The sequence below is a fragment of the Enterococcus sp. AAFC-DPL-6103 genome, from assembly GCF_058216595.1.
The window spans coordinates 37,330-53,750 of the sequence record NZ_CM177102.1 but is presented as its reverse complement, the minus strand read 5'-3'; the positions used below and the strand labels follow the sequence as shown (position 1 = coordinate 53,750).

Below are 16,421 nucleotides of genomic sequence, written 5' to 3'. Positions count from 1 at the left end.
AGAATCTTACCAGCGGTAGTGAGCAAACGCACGGTTAGCATCTGCCATTTTATGAGTGTCTTCGCGTTTTTTAACAGAAGCACCTGTATTGTTTGCAGCATCCATGATTTCTTTAGCTAGACGTTCTTCCATTGTGTGTTCACCGCGCAAGCGAGCGTAGTTTACTACCCAACGAAGACCTAGAGTTGTACGACGTTCAGGGCGAACTTCAACTGGTACTTGATAGTTTGAACCCCCAACACGACGTGCTTTAACTTCAAGAACAGGCATTACATTTTTCATTGCTTGTTCAAACACTTCTAATGGATCGTTACCTGTAGATTCTTTGATTAAATCAAAGGCATTATAGATAATGTTAGCTGCAATCCCGCGTTTTCCATCAACCATTACACGGTTGATTAAGCGAGTTACTAATTTTGAGTTATAAATAGGATCTGGTAAAACATCACGTTTTGCAACAGGACCTTTACGTGGCATCCGTAACTCCTCCTTCCGAAATATAGTTCTTAGTATTTACCTCTTATATAGAAGTAAAGTTTAATTGTTTGTTTGGCTAATTAATTAAAATTAAGCTTTAGGTTTCTTAGTACCGTATTTAGAACGGCTTTGTTTACGATCGTTAACACCAGCAGTATCTAGTGCACCACGAACGATGTGGTAACGTACCCCTGGTAAGTCTTTTACACGTCCACCGCGTAATAATACAACGCTATGTTCTTGTAAGTTATGACCAATCCCTGGGATATAAGCAGTAACTTCAATCAAGTTTGACAAACGAACACGAGCATATTTACGTAAAGCTGAGTTCGGTTTTTTAGGTGTCATAGTTCCCACACGAGTTGCTACCCCACGTTTTTGAGGAGAGTTCACGTTAGTTTGAGTTTTCTTAAAGCTGTTATATCCTTTGTTCAAAGCAGGTGAATTTGATTTTTCCACCTTTGATTTACGAGGTTTACGTACTAATTGGTTAATTGTAGGCATTCCTTGTTTCCTCCTTCCCTCATTCGCATCTAGTTCCACACATCCAGGTGGTTCTTTTTTTGCGATAAAAAATAAATGCAATGTCTGCATCTTTATCAAATATGCTTTGATAAACAGTCAGCACGTCTCTTTACAGAGACCTGTAGATAAAGCACCTTCGTTAGAATAGCATGAATGAAAACCCATGTCAACTTGTTCCATATTTTTTTTGAAAATCATTCAAATTGACTCTAAAGAAAGGTATCTTTTTACTGAAATAAACGCTAAAATAAGCTGGAAAGCTCAAACTCAAAAAAAGGGGAAAGCAAACATGAATCTAAAACAACAGGCTGGTATCGAAGCCGCAAAATTTGTCAAAGATGGTATGATCGTTGGTCTCGGAACTGGATCTACTGCTTATTATATGGTAGAAGAACTTGGTCGCCGGATGAGAGAAGAGGGACTAAAAATCGTAGGTGTAACAACATCAAATGCAACGAAAGAACAAGCCGAAAAACTCGGTATTCCATTAAAGAGTATTGATGATGTTGTTGAAGTTGACCTAACGATTGATGGTGCAGACGAAATCAGTACTGATTTTCAAGGAATTAAAGGCGGAGGTGCGGCCTTACTATTCGAAAAAATCGTCGCTACCTATTCAAAAGAAACGATTTGGATCGTCGATGAATCAAAACTAGTCGAAAAACTCGGGAATTTTCCTCTCCCTGTTGAAGTTATCCCATATGGTTCACAACAGTTGCTACGTCTATTTGAAGCAAAAGGTTTTCATCCAGTTTTACGAAAAACAACGAATGGTGAAACCCTTAAAACTGATAGTGGACATTTCATTATTGATTTACATCTTCAAACTATTGAACAGCCAGAAACACTTGCCGACTACTTAGATAATCTTGTTGGTGTTGTTGAACATGGCTTATTCTTGAATCTTGTTTCAAAAGTAGTTGTCGGATCTGACAATGGAGTGCAAATTTTGGATACACCACACGCTCCTAAAGTATAGTATTTCCAGATAAACCTTCTAGATAAAATCCGCTAAAATACTATCTTTTTTATGGACTTTATGCTAAATTTTTACTATTGTATTCTGTTTAAAAATCACCGCTAGAAAGGAATCATCATGAAAATTATTGGTTATGCACGCACAACCATAAACGATGTTGATTTAACAACTCAGGTTGAACAACTATCTACCTTTGGTTGTCAGGAAATTTTCCATGAAACGTACGAATCAAAAGATGCTGAGACAATGATCAAATTAGAATCCGTCATTGAACAAATGCAACAAGGAGACACACTTGTCATTTGCCAACTGCATCGTCTTGGCAAATCAACGAGACAATTAACGGAATTCACAAAACTTTTTAACGATCGTGGGCTTCACTTAGTAAGTATTGCCGAAGAAATCGATACTCGTAAACCAATGGGCAAAATTTACTTTCAATTGATGGAAGGTCTAGCTACGATGGAATGCTCATTGATTAAAGAACGTACTTTAATTGGCTTGAATGAAGCACGTAAAAAAGGAAAAATTGGTGGTCGTCCTAAAATTGATGCCAAAACTATCAAAAAAATTCGTCGTCTTTATTATGAAAAAAAAGAAACAATCCAATTTATTTCATCAAAATGTGGGGTTTCTGTTGGAACTTGCTATAAATATATAAATCTTCCAGAAAAAGATATTGAGCAATTATATAATTAATTAAAAATAAGTAATCTTTTCGAAGATTGCTTATTTTTTTATATTTTTTGCGTATCTGAACCTAATCTTCTATCATTTTCAATGGAAATCTTTTCAAAAAAATTGTACAATAAACAAGAACTGAAATTTTCAGAAATAAATATATTTTAAAAAGGAGCACAAAACATGCCAAAATTAGTTTTTTCTCGTCACGGTCTTAGTGAATGGAATGCTTTAAACCAATTTACTGGTTGGGCTGATGTAAACTTAGCACCAGAAGGTATCGAAGAAGCAAAAGAAGGCGGACGCAAAATCAAAGAAGCTGGAATCGAATTTGACATTGCCTATACTTCTGTTTTAACTCGTGCCATCAAAACTTGTAACCTTATCTTAGAATACTCAGATCAACTTTGGGTACCTCAAGTAAAATCATGGCGCTTAAACGAACGTCACTATGGTAAATTACAAGGTTTGAACAAAAAAGAAACTGCTGAAAAATATGGTGACGAACAAGTTCATATTTGGCGCCGTTCTTACGACACTCTTCCTCCATTATTGGATGAAACTGACGAAGGTTCAGCTGCAAACGAACGTCGTTACGCTATGTTAGACAAACGCGATATCCCTGGTGGCGAAAACTTAAAAGTTACTTTGGAACGTGCTTTACCATTCTGGCAAGATCATATTGCTCCAGCATTACTAGATGACAAAACTGTTTTAGTAGCTGCACATGGTAACTCATTACGCGCTTTAGCAAAACATATTGAAGGTATCTCTGACGAAGACATCATGGATCTTGAAATTCCAACGGGTCAACCACTTGTTTATGAATTGAATGATGATCTAACTGTTGCTAAAAAATACTACTTATAATTTTTATTGATTATAAGCCAAAAAAAGGAGTGGCGATTTTATCGCCACTCCTTTTTTAATTATAAATAATTAGATTCTGTCAAACACTCACGCAAAATTTCTTCGACTGCTTGTTCGTTCAATGGAACATACGCATCTGTTGCAATTTGGCTGTGTTTAACAGCCTGTTCTGCCATCAAAGAAAATTTGGTTTCATCGATCCCTACTTCAGGTAAAGTCATAGGAATACCACATGCTTTAAAGTAATCATAAGTTTTCTGAATTCCTTCTTTTGCAGCAAGATGATTTACTGACTCTTGAATTCCCCACACGTTACGAGCAAATTGGGCAAATTTTTCTTCAGTTTCTTCATTCAATGCATAGTTCATCCAACGTGGGGTCAAAATGGCTAAGCCAACGCCGTGCGTAATATCATAAAATGCACTCAACTCATGTTCAATTGGATGGCAGGACCACGCACCCGTTTTTCCACTACCAGTTAATCCATTTAAAGCTAAGGTACTAGCCCACATTAAGTTTGCCCGTGCATCATAATCGTCTGGATATTTCAATGCAATTGGACAATTTTTAATGACTGTTCTAAAAATCCCTTCTGCAACGAAATCCTGAATATCTGTTCCAGTTGTCCGTTTAAAATAATTTTCAGTTAGATGGCTGAAAATATCTGCTGAACCTGCCGCAGTTTGATTCTTTGGTACAGTGAATGTTGTGGTTGGATCAAGAAATGAAACTTTAGGTAACATTTCCCAACCACCTAGGCCAAGTTTTTGATTGGTCTCTGGATTTGAAATGACTGCTCCTCGATTCATTTCACTCCCTGTCGCTGCAAGTGTTAACACTGTTACTAAGGGTAACACTTTCCCAACACTTGCTTTTTTGATAACTAAATCCCATGGATCTCCTTCATAGAAAAAACCTGCACCAATTACTTTAGCACAATCGATCGTTGACCCTCCACCAACTGGAAGAATCACATCAATTTGATTTTCTTGGCAAAGAGCAATCCCTTTTCTAACTGTTTCAATACGAGGATTGGGTTCTACCCCACTTAGTTCTGTTACATTAAAGTCATGATCTTGTAGACGACTCATAATGTTTTGATAAACACCATTTTTCTTAATACTTCCTCCACCATAAACAAGTAAAACATTTTTTCCAAAGTGACTTAAGACCTCTGGTAATTCATCCCAACGATCTTTTCCAAAACGAATATCTGTTGCTACATCAAAGCGAAAATTTTCCATTTCTTTTCCTCCTTACTTATTAAAAAAGCTTGGAACCAATATTAATAATAGTCGTTCCAAGCTTTTTCTACAATTATTTTGCGATTGCTGTCTCTAAACCAACTTCAATCATTTCATTAAACGTTGTTTGACGTTCTTGTGCCGTTGTTTCTTCTCCAGTAATCAAATGATCACTAACTGTCATAATTCCTAACGTTTGTACTTTGTATTTCGCACCTAGATAATAAAGTGCTGCAGCTTCCATTTCAACACCCAAAACACCAAGTTCAGCTAATTTTAGTGTTTCAGTTAAATCATCTTTATAAAATGTATCTTCTGACAAAACATTTCCTACATGAGTTGTGTACCCTTTTCCTTTAGCAAATTCATAAGCTTTCAATAATAAATCGAAATCACCAATTGGCGGGAAATGGAATTGCTGAAAATTCTTTTCAATCATAGATGAACTTGTTGCTGCTCCTTGAGCAATCACTAAATCTCTCACATGGACATCGGTTGATAATGCACCACAAGTCCCCACGCGAATCAATTTTTTCACGCCATAAGAATTAATTAGTTCGTGCGCATAAATCGTTGCTGAAGGCATACCCATCCCTGTACCTTGTACAGAAACACGCTCACCTTTATACTCTCCTGTGTAACCTAGCATTCCACGAACTTGATTATAACAAACAGGATTTTCTAAAAAAGTTTCTGCAATATATTTTGCACGTAACGGGTCTCCTGGAAGTAAAATCTTGTCAGCAATTTCACCTTGTTTTGCTTCGATATGAACACTCATTCAGTTTATCTCTCCTTCAATTTCAACTAATACTCTTTTTTATAATACTGCTAGTGTTTCTTTCACTAAAGCTTTAAATGATTGTTTAACACGTTCCGTTGTTTCCACTACTTCTTCATGATTTAAATTTGCTTGCATTCCTGCCGCTAAATTCGTGATACAAGAAATACCTAATACATTTAAACCTCCATGTGCCGCAACAATTACTTCAGGAACGGTCGACATTCCGACTGCATCAGCACCCATGACACGTGACATTTTGATTTCTGCTGGCGTTTCATAAGTCGGACCTGAATACCCCATGTAAACACCTTCTTTTAAGTCTAACCCTAGCTTATTAGCAACTTCTTTTGCAGATTCTCGGTATGCAGGTGTGTAAGCTTGACTCATATCTGGGAAACGTGGGCCGATTTCATCTTCATTTGGACCAATCAATGGATTCGTGCCTGTAAAATTAATGTGATCACTAATCAACATCAAATCACCTGGTACAAAAGATTCATTTACGCCACCGCAAGCATTTGTTACGATCACTGAATGCGCACCAAGTGCACCCATTACTCGGACTGGATAAGTAACTGTTTGCATCGAATGCCCCTCATAAAAATGAAAACGTCCTTGCATCGCTAAAACTTTTTTACCTGATAATGTACCGTAAACTAGTTGTCCCGCATGTCCAACAACCGTTGAAACTGGGAAGAAAGGAATTGTGTCATATGGAATCTTAATTGCATCTTCAATTTCATCTGCCAACTCACCAAGACCTGAGCCAAGAATCATACCAAATTCAATTTCTTTTACCCCTTTATCAAGGATGAATTGAGTTGTTTCTTGTAACATTTCGCTTAATTTTTTCATTCTTTTTCTCCTAAGTTATGGTTTTTAGTAACAATTATTTCAGTAATTTTAAGAAGCTTTCACCATTTTCCGTTGCTGGTACTTCAAAGTTTTCAGCAATTGTTGCTGAGATATCCGCATAGTAACCTTGTGGTAAACTTCCTTGTTCATTCATTTTTTTACTATAAGCCAATAATGGTACGTATTCACGTGTATGATCTGTTCCTGGGAATGTGGGGTCATTTCCGTGATCTGCTGTAATCAACAATAAATCATCATCATTCATTGCATCAAGCAACTCCGGAATACGTAAATCAAATTCTTCTATTGCATGTGCGTAACCAACAACATCACGACGATGACCAAATAAAGCATCGAAGTCTACTAAATTAGTAAAGCTTAATCCATTGAAGTCTTGCTTCATCACATTTAACAGTTGATCTACACCATCCATATTACTTTTAGTGCGGACAGATTGAGTGATTCCTTGACCATTGAAGATATCATTAATTTTACCAACAGCGATCACATCTTTACCAGCTTCTTTTAATGAGTCCAAAACTGTGTGACCAAATGGATCAAGAGCATAGTCATGGCGATTACTTGTTCGAGTAAAGTTTCCTGGTTCTCCAATATAAGGACGTGCGATAATTCTGCCAATCATATATGGATCATCTTTCGTAATATCGCGAACAAATTGACAAATACGATACAACTCTTCCAAAGGAATAATTTCTTCATGTGCAGCAATTTGCAAAACAGGATCTGCAGACGTATAAACAATCAAGTCGCCTGTTTTCATTTGATGTTCACCATAATCATCAATTACAGCTGTTCCGCTATAAGGCTTGTTACAAACGATTTTTCGTCCAGAAAACTCTTCAATTTGTTGTAATAGCTCATCAGGAAATCCATTAGGAAATACCCGAAATGGTGTCTTGATATTCAATCCCATAATTTCCCAATGCCCTGTCATAGTATCTTTACCAACAGAAACTTCTTCTAATTTTGTTGCATAGCCTTGGTGATCAGCTACAGCCCTTACACCGTCTAATGGTCGAATCGTACCTAAACCTAAATTTTCTAGGTGAGGAATTGTTAAACCTGCTTCTTTTGCAATATGCCCTAGAGTATCTGACCCAACATCGTTAAATTTGTCTGCATCAGGTGCTTCCCCAATTCCGACTGAATCCATTACAATTAAGTGTACGCGTTTAAACATTTCGATTCCTTCTTTCTTTTCATCTTTTCTACTTTAAACTAAACAAAAAAGGCGAGACGAAGAAACATTTCCCATAGTCCCACCCTTTTTATTAACTAAAAATTATTTGGATTTGATATAATTCTTTCCATTTGCTTTTGGACCAGATGCTTGTCCTAAGAAAACAACTAAGACGATAATTGTTAACAAGTAAGGCGCAATTTGTAATAACACTGGCGGGATGGAAGAAATTACTGGAAGCTGTGCTCCTATAATACTCAAACTTTGTGCAAAACCAAAGAATAGTGATGCACCCATTACGCCCAAAGGATTCCACTTACCAAAAATCATTGCTGCCATCGAGATGAAACCTTGACCAACAATCGTTCCAGCAGAGAAATTACCTGAGATTGATTGAGCAAATACTGCTCCACCCATGCCACCTAATAAACCTGAAAGTAAAACGCCTGAATAACGCATCGCATAAACGTTAATACCTAAAGTGTCTGCAGCTTGTGGATTTTCTCCGACAGAACGAAGACGTAAGCCAAATCTTGTTTTAAAAATGATAAACCAAGCAATTACAGCAATTAAAATGGCACAATAAGCTGGCAAGAAAGTATTTTTAAAGAAAATTGGACCGATTACAGGAATTTTTGATAACCCAGGAAATGAGAAGTAGCCCAAATTTCTTGTGATGTTATCTGTTTGTCCTTTTCCGTACCATGCTTTAACTAAGAATACCCCTAACGCAGGTGCCATCAAGTTGATGACCGTACCACTAATGATGTGGTCTGCACGAAGACTAACAGTTGCCACTGCATGAAGTAATGAAAATAAAACACCAACTATCCCACCAACTAGAATGGCAATCCAAGGCGTCATCGCACCTAAAGATGGACTCATTGTTAAGTTGAATACGATTGAGCTGAAAGCGCCCATTACCATAATTCCTTCTAAACCAACGTTAACGATTCCGCTTCGTTCAGAAAACGTTCCACCTAACGATGTCAAAATCAAAGGTGTGGAATAAACTAATGTTGACGTAAGGATTAGAGCAATCAATTCTACAGCTGTCATTATAAATTCCCTCCTTCTTGATCTTGATGCGTTGATTTAGATTCAATTGTTTCAACTACAGCTACTTGTTTTTTACCTTGGAAAAATTTTGCCATAATCAAGCGAATTAAGAAATTAATACCAATGAAGAAGATAATCAATGCAATCGATACATTCACGATTTCAAATGGCACACCGGCGCCTGTTTGCATTCCCAAACCACCAATTTTCAAAATACTGAATAAAATTGCTGATAACAACACACCAATTGCTGAACCAGATCCCAATAAAGATACTGCCATTCCGTCAAATCCAATTGCTAAAGAAGTTGTTTGAACAAAGAAGTTTTGGTACGTTCCCAAACCTTCAACTACGCCCCCTAATCCTGCAAGTGTTCCAGAAATAACCATGGATAAAACAATTGTTCGTTTGCTACTCATCCCCGCATATTCTGATGCAAAAGGATTTAGTCCAACGGAACGAATTTCATAACCTAAAGTAGTCTTTTTCATAAGTAACCATACAAGGAACAAAGCAATCAAAGCTAAGAATAAACCAGCGTTTACTCGTGAGCCACCAAACATTTGAGTTAGCCAAGGAACTCTTAATGAAGCATTTTGACTAATTAGATTTGATGAATCCAAACTTGAACGATAACTTTCTGGCATTACGTCATGTAAAGCATAAGTGCTTAAATATAATAAAATATAATTCATCATAATCGTGACAATTACTTCACTGGTTCCAAAGAACGCACGCAACAAGCCGGGAATCGCCGCGGCCATTGCACCAGCCAAAGCGCCTAAGATGACACAAGCTGGAAGCAAAATCACTTTTGGTAAATCTGGAAAAGCCAACGCGAACCACACACTAACGATCCAACCACATAGCGCTTGTCCAGAAAGCCCGATATTAAAGAATCCCGCTGAATTCGCCACTGAAAATCCTAATGCTGTAAAGATAAGCGGTGTTGCTTGTCGTAAAGTTTCACCAATACTTCGTTGTGAACCTAGCGCAGCTTCCAACATAGAAGAATAGCCTTGAATTGGATTATATCCAAAAGCTGCCATCAATAATGCACCTAAAATTAATCCTAAAATTACTGAAAAAATAGGTACAAGTAAATTACGGAGTTTTTCGCTACGATCATTCATGTGCGCCCACCCGCCTTTTCTAACTCTTTTCTTGCTTCCTCTAAAGAATAGCCCGCCATTAATAGTCCCAATTCATTTTCAGATGTTTCTTTTGGATTAACAATTCCAACGATTTTACCTTGGTGAAGCACGGCAATTCGATCAGATACATTTAAAATTTCTTCTAATTCAAAGCTGACTAACAACACTGCTTTAAACTTATCTCTTTGCTCGATCAAACGCTTATGGATAAATTCTATAGCACCTACGTCTAATCCACGTGTTGGATTCGCAACAATCAGCAAATCAGGGTCGCGATCAATTTCACGTGCAATAATTGCTTTTTGCTGATTTCCACCTGATAAAGCCTTAGCAGGGACTAATTCATTCGTTGTTCGCACATCATATTCATCAATCAAGTCTCTTGCATGTTCATTGATAACTGAATAATTTAATAGCCCACCTTTACTATAAGGAGCTTGGTAATACGTTTGAAGAGCAATATTTTCTGACAATGTCATGTCTAAAACTAAACCATATTTATGACGATCCTCTGGAACATGCCCGACACCAGACTCCGTAATTTTCCGCGGACGTTTGTTACTGATTTCCTCACCCTTTAAGCGAATACTGCCACTTTCAACTTTTCGTAAGCCTGTTAATGCTTGAATCAACTCAGATTGCCCATTACCATCAATTCCCGCGATTCCTAAAACTTCTCCAGCACGAACTTCAAGACTCAGACTTTTCACTGCCTCTAATCCCCGATTTTCATTTACAACTAAATCTTCAATTGCCAGGACAACTTCTTGAGGACGAGCCTCTTTTTTATCCGTTTTAAACGAAACAGTACGTCCAACCATCATGTCAGCAAGTTGTTGTGAACTAACATCTTTCACATTAACAGTTCCAATCCCTTGACCCCGTCTAATAACTGTACAACGATCCGCTACTGCTTTAATTTCATCTAATTTATGGGTAATCAAAATGATTGATTTACCTTCTTTAACTAACTCTTTCATAATCAAAATTAGTTCATCAATTTCTTGTGGTGTTAAAACAGCTGTTGGTTCATCAAAGATCAAGACATCTGCACCACGATAAAGTGTTTTTAAGATCTCGACACGCTGTTCCATTCCAACAGAAATATCACGAACATAAGCATCCGGGTTAACTGATAGACCATATTGTTCTGATACTTTTTGAATTTCCTCACGTGCCTTTTTGCGATCAACGATTCCCATCCGACTTGGCTCGCTACCTAAAATTATGTTTTCAGTAACAGTAAACGCATCAACTAACATAAAATGTTGGTGAACCATCCCAATCCCTAATTGATTGGCTTTAGTCGGGCTTGTGATTTGAACCTGTTTCCCATGCATCAAAATTTCTCCTGATGTTGGTTCTAAAAGACCGGATAAAACGTTCATTAATGTTGACTTGCCAGCACCGTTTTCTCCAAGTAACGCATGGATTTCCCCAGCTTTTACTTGCAAATTGATGTTGTCATTTGCTTTGAATGTTCCAAACTGCTTGGTAATATTCCGCATTTCGATGACAATATTTTCTTGAACCACATTTTTCACATCCTAACGATTTCTATCTAGGGCAACGATGAGTAAAGATTTCTGGCTATCGGAAATCTATCCTCGCAAATTGAAGTAAACTCACTTCAGGGGGTGTTCCCTTATTCAAATAGTCAAAATTTGACCACTTGAATAAACAAACAACTACTAAAATTGAAACCATAGCCCTGTCAAACAGTTGTCTAACAAGGCTATAGAAAAATTATTATTTGCTTTCTGGAACTTCTGGAACTTTTACATCGCCTGCAATGATTTTTTCTTTAGCAGCATCAACTGCTTTTAGTGCTTCATCAGAAAGTTGACCTTTTGTTAAGCCAACACCATCTTCTTTCAAGCCATAAACAGTATGTTCTCCACCAGGAAAATCACCATCTGCAGATTTTTGAGCTAAATCTTCAACAACAGTTCCTACCCCTTTAAGTGTAGATGTTAATGTAAAGTTTTTATCTTCGCCGTTTAGAGTATAGCCACCTTCGTCTGATTGATCACGGTCAACACCGATTACCCAAACTTTTTTGTCGCCAGATTCATTTAATGATTTTGCTTCTTGGAATACGCCGTTACCAGTTCCACCTGAAGCATGGAAGATAATGTCTGCATTTTGTGCGTACATACCTTGTGCAATTGAACGTCCTTTATCTGGCGCAGAGAAATCACCAGCATATTGGTTTTTCACTTCAATTTCTTTACCTAATTCTTTCGCCCCGGCTTCAACACCAGCTGTAAATCCAGCATCAAAACGGTCGATAACTTCACCTTTTACTCCACCAATGAAACCAACAACGTTTGTTTCAGTCGTGTAAGCTGCAGCAATCCCAGCTAGATAAGAAGCTTCGTTATCTTTAAATGTTGCAGAAACTACGTTATCTACACCATCAATAACATCATCGATAATAACAAAGTTTGTTTCAGGATTATTTGTTGCTTGTTCTTTAATAGCAGGTTGTAATTTATACCCAATTCCAAAGATTGTTTGGAATCCCGCTGTTAAAGCTTGGTCGATATTTGGAATATAATCTGATTCATTTGAAGATTGGAAATATTGGTAGCCATCGTTTCCACGTGAAAGCTTGTGTTCTTTACCCCAAGCTTCTAGACCTTCCCAAGCTGACTGGTTGAATGAACGGTCGTCGACACCGCCTGTATCTGTGATTAATGCTGCAGTTGTTCCTGCTGATGAACTTCCACCATCAGTTGAATCTGTTCCACTATTGCCATTGCCACATGCAGATAGAAGTAATCCAGCTGTTAATGCTACGGCACCCAAACCAAATAATTTTGCTTTTTTCATTTCTGTAAAGCCCCCTAAAATAATTGTTTTTTCAACAGTCAGCTGACTGAATGAACGTAGGTTATAGATCTTTTTCTGTGAATGCATACGGTAGTAGTTCTCTAACCGTCATTGTTTTTGTCACACCTTCATCGCCAACCAACGTGACTGGCATTTCTGGTGAGCAAAATTCTGCCATCACTTGACGACAAGCACCACATGGTGAAATTGGTTCTGGTGTGTGACCAGCAACAACCAAATGAGAAAATTGTTTCTCGCCTTCTGATACAGCTTTGAAAAATGCCGTTCGTTCAGCACAATTTGTTAATCCAAAAGAAGCATTTTCAATATTTACACCTTGATACATCTTCCCTGTATCAGTTACTAGACATGCACCCACTGGAAAATGTGAATACGGAACATATGCTTTGTCGAGTGCTGCTACCGCAATGTCAATCCATTCTTGTTTTGTCACTTCACTCATTTTAGTATCCTTCACCAACAGCACCAGACATAATAGCAACTCCAGCACTTGTACCAATTCGTGTTGCACCTGCTTCAACCATTGCCACGGCCTCTTCTTCGTTATGGATACCACCAGAAGCTTTCACACCCATTTCTGGACCAACAGTTGCACGCATTAAACGTATATCTTCTACTTTAGCACCACCTGTTGAAAATCCAGTTGAAGTTTTAACAAAATCTGCTCCTGCGATTTTTGCAAGTTCACAAGCTTTGACAATTTCGTCATTTGTCAACAATGCTGTTTCAATAATCACTTTAACAAGTGCGCGATCTTTTGCTGCTTCAACTACTGCCTCAATATCTTTTTGAACCTTATTGAATTGTTTTGATTTCAATGCGCCAATATTGATAACCATATCTACTTCGTCTGCACCATTATTGATTGCATCTGTTGTTTCATATGCTTTAACAGCGGAAGTATTTGCTCCTAAAGGAAAACCGATTACTGTACAAACTGCAACAGGTTCACCCTTTAACTGTTCTTTTGCCAATGAAACCCAGGTTGGATTGATACATACAGAATAAAAATGATATTTTTTTGCTTCTTCAATAATGCGTAACACATCTTCCTCTGTCGCATCTGCTTTTAAAATTGTGTGGTCAATAATTCGATTTAATTCCATCTTTTTCTTCCTTCCTACTCAGTAATAATATCGTGTACTAAAATTGGTTTTGTAGCTGAATCACTAATTTCAATGTTTTGATATAATAATTCGATAACTTGTGAAAGCTCTTCTGTATTACTATAAATAGTTAATAATGATTCACCTTCTTGTACTGAATCACCAATTTTTTTGTGTAATTTCAAACCCACAGCATGATCAATTGCATCTTCTTTCGTTTTACGACCGGCCCCCAACATCATTGCTGCGATACCTAACTCGTTAGCAACGATTTTAGAAACTAATCCAGCAGATCTTGCAGGAAGTTCTACTTGATGTCGCGCTGTCAGAAGTAATTCTGGTTTTTCAACTACTCGAATGTCTCCACCTTGATTTTGAATCATTTCTTTGAATTTTTCTAAGGCTTTACCAGAAGTTAAGGCTTCTTGTAGCATCACACGCGCTTCTTCCACGGAATCAGCTTTCTTAGCTAAAACAACCATTTGACTACCTAATACGTAACACATTTCGATCAAGTCTTCTGGTCCATGTCCTTGTAATGTTTCAATTGCTTCAACTACTTCTAAACTATTTCCGATTGCTTCCCCTAATGGCTCAGACATATCAGAAATCACTGCTATTGTCTGACGATTAGCAAGTTTGCCAATACTTGTCATTGTTTTTGCTAAGCGTCTCGCATCTTCAATGTTTTTCATGAAAGCTCCGTCACCAGTTGTTACATCTAGAACAATTGCATCCGCACCAGCTGCAATTTTCTTACTCATAATTGAACTAGCAATTAAAGGAATTGAATCAACAGTCGCCGTTACGTCACGTAAAGCATATAGTTTTTTATCTGCTGGCGCTAAATTTCCTGATTGTCCAATAACAGCAACTTGACTTTCATTGACAATCCGAATAAATTCTTCGTCAGAAAGTTCAATTTTGAATCCAGGAATCGCCTCTAATTTATCTAACGTTCCACCAGTATATCCAAGCCCACGTCCTGACATTTTTGCTACAGTCACGCCCACACTTGCAACTAACGGCGCTAAGATCAAAGTTGTCGTATCTCCAACTCCACCAGTAGAATGTTTATCAACTTTAATACCATTCAAAGAACTAAGGTCGATCACGTCACCAGAATTTGCCATTGCTAAAGTCATATTTGTAATTTCTTCATCAGTCATATCTTGATAAAAGATTGTCATCAATAATGCGCTGAGCTGATAATCCGGAATTTGATTGTCTGTATAATTAGTAATTATGTAATCAATCTCATCCTTTGTTAAGGTTTTTCCATCCCTCTTTTTTTCAATCAAATCTACCATTCGCATCGCTTGATCCTCCTAGCCTTCATTCGGTATTATACATTATTTTCATAAAAGGTAAACCACTTTAGTAAACTGGTTTACTAAAAACGCAAAAGGCTTTGCCCTGCATTTGTAAACACTTACATAAGCAATATAACGCCCACTTAGCTATTTGTCAATGTTTTTACGCTCTCACGAATAATTAATTTTGTCTCGAAGACTTTGTTCGGAACTTTGCGTTGAGGGAATTCAATTGTATCGATTAGAAAACGAGCTGCATAAAATCCAATATCAAAACTAGGTTGTTGTACAGTTGTTAATTGTGGAATCATGTACTCAGATAATTTTAATCCATCAAAGCCAATAACTGAAATGTCATCAGGAATTGTCTTGCCCATTTCATGAATGGCCTGATAACAACCAATTGCCATTGCATCATTTCCACAAAAAATTGCTGTAATATCTTTGTGTTCCAATAATTTTTTAGTCGCATCGTATCCACCTTGAACCGTTAATTCGCCATGCTCAACGAATTTCCCATTAAATGGTAGTCCATGATCTTTTAGTGCATGTCGGTAACCATTGAAACGCTCTTCTAGTTGATAATAGCCAGTTGTTTCTTTTAACATACCGATTTTTGTGTGTCCTTGTTTGATAAATAGTGAAACAGCTTGATACGCTCCCTCATATTCTTTGACAATTAAACGACCACTATCTCGACGGTTTAAGCCACGATCAATCAAAATAATCGGCATATTTTTATAAAATCCACTGTCTAGCGCATAGGCCTCTGGTAAAACGTTTGGCGTAGCTAATAAAATCCCATCCACTGAACGATGCGCCAACTCACGTAAATATTTGATTTCATTTTCTTGTTTGTGTCTTGAATTACACAACATAATTATATATCCAAGTGGATTTAAATAGCTTTCGACACCTTCAATTAGTTTCGAGAAAAAAAAGTCTGTTACATCTGGAACAATCATTCCAATTGTTTTTGAATGTCGGTTGATTACATTTGAAGCAAAATAATCTGGCTTATAATGATGTTCATTGACAATATTCAAAACTTTTTTTCTAGTTTTGTCACTAAAGCGACTACCTTTATTATTCAAAATTTGCGAAACAGTTGTAACTGATACACCAGCCATCTCCGCAATATCTCTAATTGTTAACTTCACTTTTTCTCCTCCTCAACTTGAACTTTTAATCAGTGTAACAAAACCTTTTCTAAAAAAATAGTTAATTGATAGCACTTTCTTAAAATGAAAATAATTTTTGGACAAAAAAATTGCAAGGAATATTCGAAAGTTGAATGTCCCTTGCAATAATAATCGA

General features: G+C 37.2%; 17 protein-coding genes. 3 read left to right on the top strand and 14 right to left on the bottom strand.

What is annotated here, in order from left to right; translation table 11 throughout:
• Positions 1–6 precede the first annotated feature (6 nt).
• Both rpsG and rpsL read right to left on the bottom strand, forming a co-directional pair.
• Positions 7–477, bottom strand: coding sequence for a 30S ribosomal protein S7 (gene rpsG / locus AC4BC3_RS00250; RefSeq protein ID WP_067483554.1), 471 nt, complete (start codon positions 475–477; stop codon positions 7–9).
• Positions 478–567: 90 nt separating this feature from the next.
• Positions 568–981 carry a 30S ribosomal protein S12 gene (rpsL, locus tag AC4BC3_RS00245; protein WP_002294318.1) on the bottom strand — a complete coding sequence of 138 codons (414 nt, stop codon included), beginning with the start codon at positions 979–981 and terminating at the stop codon, positions 568–570.
• 310 nt (positions 982–1,291) lie between these two features.
• On the opposite strand from rpsL, the gene rpiA reads away from it, so the two are divergent.
• The 3 genes from rpiA (at position 1,292) to gpmA (ending at position 3,532) form a co-directional block, all read left to right on the top strand.
• Positions 1,292–1,981 (top strand): ribose-5-phosphate isomerase RpiA, encoded by a 690-nt coding sequence (gene rpiA / locus AC4BC3_RS00240; protein ID WP_206907754.1) that lies wholly within the window; start codon positions 1,292–1,294, stop codon positions 1,979–1,981.
• Positions 1,982–2,098: 117 nt separating this feature from the next.
• Complete coding sequence (locus tag AC4BC3_RS00235; protein WP_206907755.1) at positions 2,099–2,680, top strand: recombinase family protein; 582 nt, start codon at positions 2,099–2,101, stop codon at positions 2,678–2,680.
• A gap of 165 nt (positions 2,681–2,845) precedes the next feature.
• On the top strand, positions 2,846–3,532 hold the full coding sequence (gene gpmA / locus AC4BC3_RS00230; protein WP_067483560.1) for a 2,3-diphosphoglycerate-dependent phosphoglycerate mutase: 687 nt from the start codon (positions 2,846–2,848) through the stop codon (positions 3,530–3,532).
• Between the two features lie 59 nt (positions 3,533–3,591).
• On the opposite strand, the gene AC4BC3_RS00225 is transcribed toward gpmA, so the two are convergent.
• The 12 genes from AC4BC3_RS00225 to AC4BC3_RS00170 all read right to left on the bottom strand — a co-directional run bounded on the left by AC4BC3_RS00225 (position 3,592) and on the right by AC4BC3_RS00170 (position 16,264).
• The gene (locus tag AC4BC3_RS00225; protein ID WP_490466676.1) at positions 3,592–4,776 is read right to left on the bottom strand and encodes an iron-containing alcohol dehydrogenase; all 1,185 of its coding nucleotides are present in this window, start codon (positions 4,774–4,776) and stop codon (positions 3,592–3,594) included.
• 73 nt (positions 4,777–4,849) lie between these two features.
• Positions 4,850–5,557, bottom strand: a complete 708-nt coding sequence (gene deoD, locus AC4BC3_RS00220; RefSeq protein ID WP_206898904.1) for a purine-nucleoside phosphorylase — start codon at positions 5,555–5,557, stop codon at positions 4,850–4,852.
• 39 nt (positions 5,558–5,596) lie between these two features.
• A complete protein-coding gene (locus AC4BC3_RS00215; RefSeq protein WP_206907758.1) occupies positions 5,597–6,415 on the bottom strand; it encodes a purine-nucleoside phosphorylase in 819 nt (272 codons plus the stop codon).
• 34 nt (positions 6,416–6,449) lie between these two features.
• On the bottom strand, positions 6,450–7,616 hold the full coding sequence (gene deoB, locus AC4BC3_RS00210; protein ID WP_490466675.1) for a phosphopentomutase: 1,167 nt from the start codon (positions 7,614–7,616) through the stop codon (positions 6,450–6,452).
• Positions 7,617–7,718: 102 nt separating this feature from the next.
• Positions 7,719–8,675, bottom strand: coding sequence for an ABC transporter permease (locus AC4BC3_RS00205; protein WP_206907760.1), 957 nt, complete (start codon positions 8,673–8,675; stop codon positions 7,719–7,721).
• Positions 8,675–9,808 carry an ABC transporter permease gene (locus AC4BC3_RS00200; RefSeq protein WP_206898907.1) on the bottom strand — a complete coding sequence of 378 codons (1,134 nt, stop codon included), beginning with the start codon at positions 9,806–9,808 and terminating at the stop codon, positions 8,675–8,677. Before AC4BC3_RS00200 ends, AC4BC3_RS00205 begins: the two co-directional genes overlap by 1 nt.
• Positions 9,805–11,364: an ABC transporter ATP-binding protein gene (locus tag AC4BC3_RS00195; protein ID WP_490466674.1), complete on the bottom strand. Its 1,560-nt coding sequence runs from the start codon at positions 11,362–11,364 to the stop codon at positions 9,805–9,807. Before AC4BC3_RS00195 ends, AC4BC3_RS00200 begins: the two co-directional genes overlap by 4 nt.
• A 214-nt stretch (positions 11,365–11,578) precedes the next feature.
• Positions 11,579–12,664, bottom strand: a complete 1,086-nt coding sequence (locus AC4BC3_RS00190) for a BMP family lipoprotein (protein WP_206907762.1) — start codon at positions 12,662–12,664, stop codon at positions 11,579–11,581.
• 61 nt (positions 12,665–12,725) lie between these two features.
• Positions 12,726–13,127 carry a cytidine deaminase gene (locus AC4BC3_RS00185; RefSeq protein WP_206907763.1) on the bottom strand — a complete coding sequence of 134 codons (402 nt, stop codon included), beginning with the start codon at positions 13,125–13,127 and terminating at the stop codon, positions 12,726–12,728.
• A gap of 1 nt (position 13,128) precedes the next feature.
• A complete protein-coding gene (gene deoC, locus AC4BC3_RS00180; protein ID WP_490466673.1) occupies positions 13,129–13,791 on the bottom strand; it encodes a deoxyribose-phosphate aldolase in 663 nt (220 codons plus the stop codon).
• 14 nt (positions 13,792–13,805) lie between these two features.
• Complete coding sequence (locus AC4BC3_RS00175; RefSeq protein WP_206907765.1) at positions 13,806–15,107, bottom strand: pyrimidine-nucleoside phosphorylase; 1,302 nt, start codon at positions 15,105–15,107, stop codon at positions 13,806–13,808.
• 140 nt (positions 15,108–15,247) lie between these two features.
• Positions 15,248–16,264, bottom strand: a complete 1,017-nt coding sequence (locus AC4BC3_RS00170) for a LacI family DNA-binding transcriptional regulator (RefSeq protein WP_490466672.1) — start codon at positions 16,262–16,264, stop codon at positions 15,248–15,250.
• Positions 16,265–16,421 lie beyond the last annotated feature (157 nt).

What these genes read in the sequence shown, in the direction of transcription:
- rpsG (WP_067483554.1), bottom strand. Translation starts at nt 477, where the DNA reads ATGCCACGTAAAGGTCCTGTTGCAAAACGTGATGTTTTACCAGATCCT.
- rpsL (WP_002294318.1), bottom strand. Translation starts at nt 981, where the DNA reads ATGCCTACAATTAACCAATTAGTACGTAAACCTCGTAAATCAAAGGTG.
- rpiA (WP_206907754.1), top strand. Translation starts at nt 1,292, where the DNA reads ATGAATCTAAAACAACAGGCTGGTATCGAAGCCGCAAAATTTGTCAAA.
- AC4BC3_RS00235 (WP_206907755.1), top strand. Translation starts at nt 2,099, where the DNA reads ATGAAAATTATTGGTTATGCACGCACAACCATAAACGATGTTGATTTA.
- gpmA (WP_067483560.1), top strand. Translation starts at nt 2,846, where the DNA reads ATGCCAAAATTAGTTTTTTCTCGTCACGGTCTTAGTGAATGGAATGCT.
- AC4BC3_RS00225 (WP_490466676.1), bottom strand. Translation starts at nt 4,776, where the DNA reads ATGGAAAATTTTCGCTTTGATGTAGCAACAGATATTCGTTTTGGAAAA.
- deoD (WP_206898904.1), bottom strand. Translation starts at nt 5,557, where the DNA reads ATGAGTGTTCATATCGAAGCAAAACAAGGTGAAATTGCTGACAAGATT.
- AC4BC3_RS00215 (WP_206907758.1), bottom strand. Translation starts at nt 6,415, where the DNA reads ATGAAAAAATTAAGCGAAATGTTACAAGAAACAACTCAATTCATCCTT.
- deoB (WP_490466675.1), bottom strand. Translation starts at nt 7,616, where the DNA reads ATGTTTAAACGCGTACACTTAATTGTAATGGATTCAGTCGGAATTGGG.
- AC4BC3_RS00205 (WP_206907760.1), bottom strand. Translation starts at nt 8,675, where the DNA reads ATGACAGCTGTAGAATTGATTGCTCTAATCCTTACGTCAACATTAGTT.
- AC4BC3_RS00200 (WP_206898907.1), bottom strand. Translation starts at nt 9,808, where the DNA reads ATGAATGATCGTAGCGAAAAACTCCGTAATTTACTTGTACCTATTTTT.
- AC4BC3_RS00190 (WP_206907762.1), bottom strand. Translation starts at nt 12,664, where the DNA reads ATGAAAAAAGCAAAATTATTTGGTTTGGGTGCCGTAGCATTAACAGCT.
- AC4BC3_RS00185 (WP_206907763.1), bottom strand. Translation starts at nt 13,127, where the DNA reads ATGAGTGAAGTGACAAAACAAGAATGGATTGACATTGCGGTAGCAGCA.
- deoC (WP_490466673.1), bottom strand. Translation starts at nt 13,791, where the DNA reads ATGGAATTAAATCGAATTATTGACCACACAATTTTAAAAGCAGATGCG.
- AC4BC3_RS00175 (WP_206907765.1), bottom strand. Translation starts at nt 15,107, where the DNA reads ATGCGAATGGTAGATTTGATTGAAAAAAAGAGGGATGGAAAAACCTTA.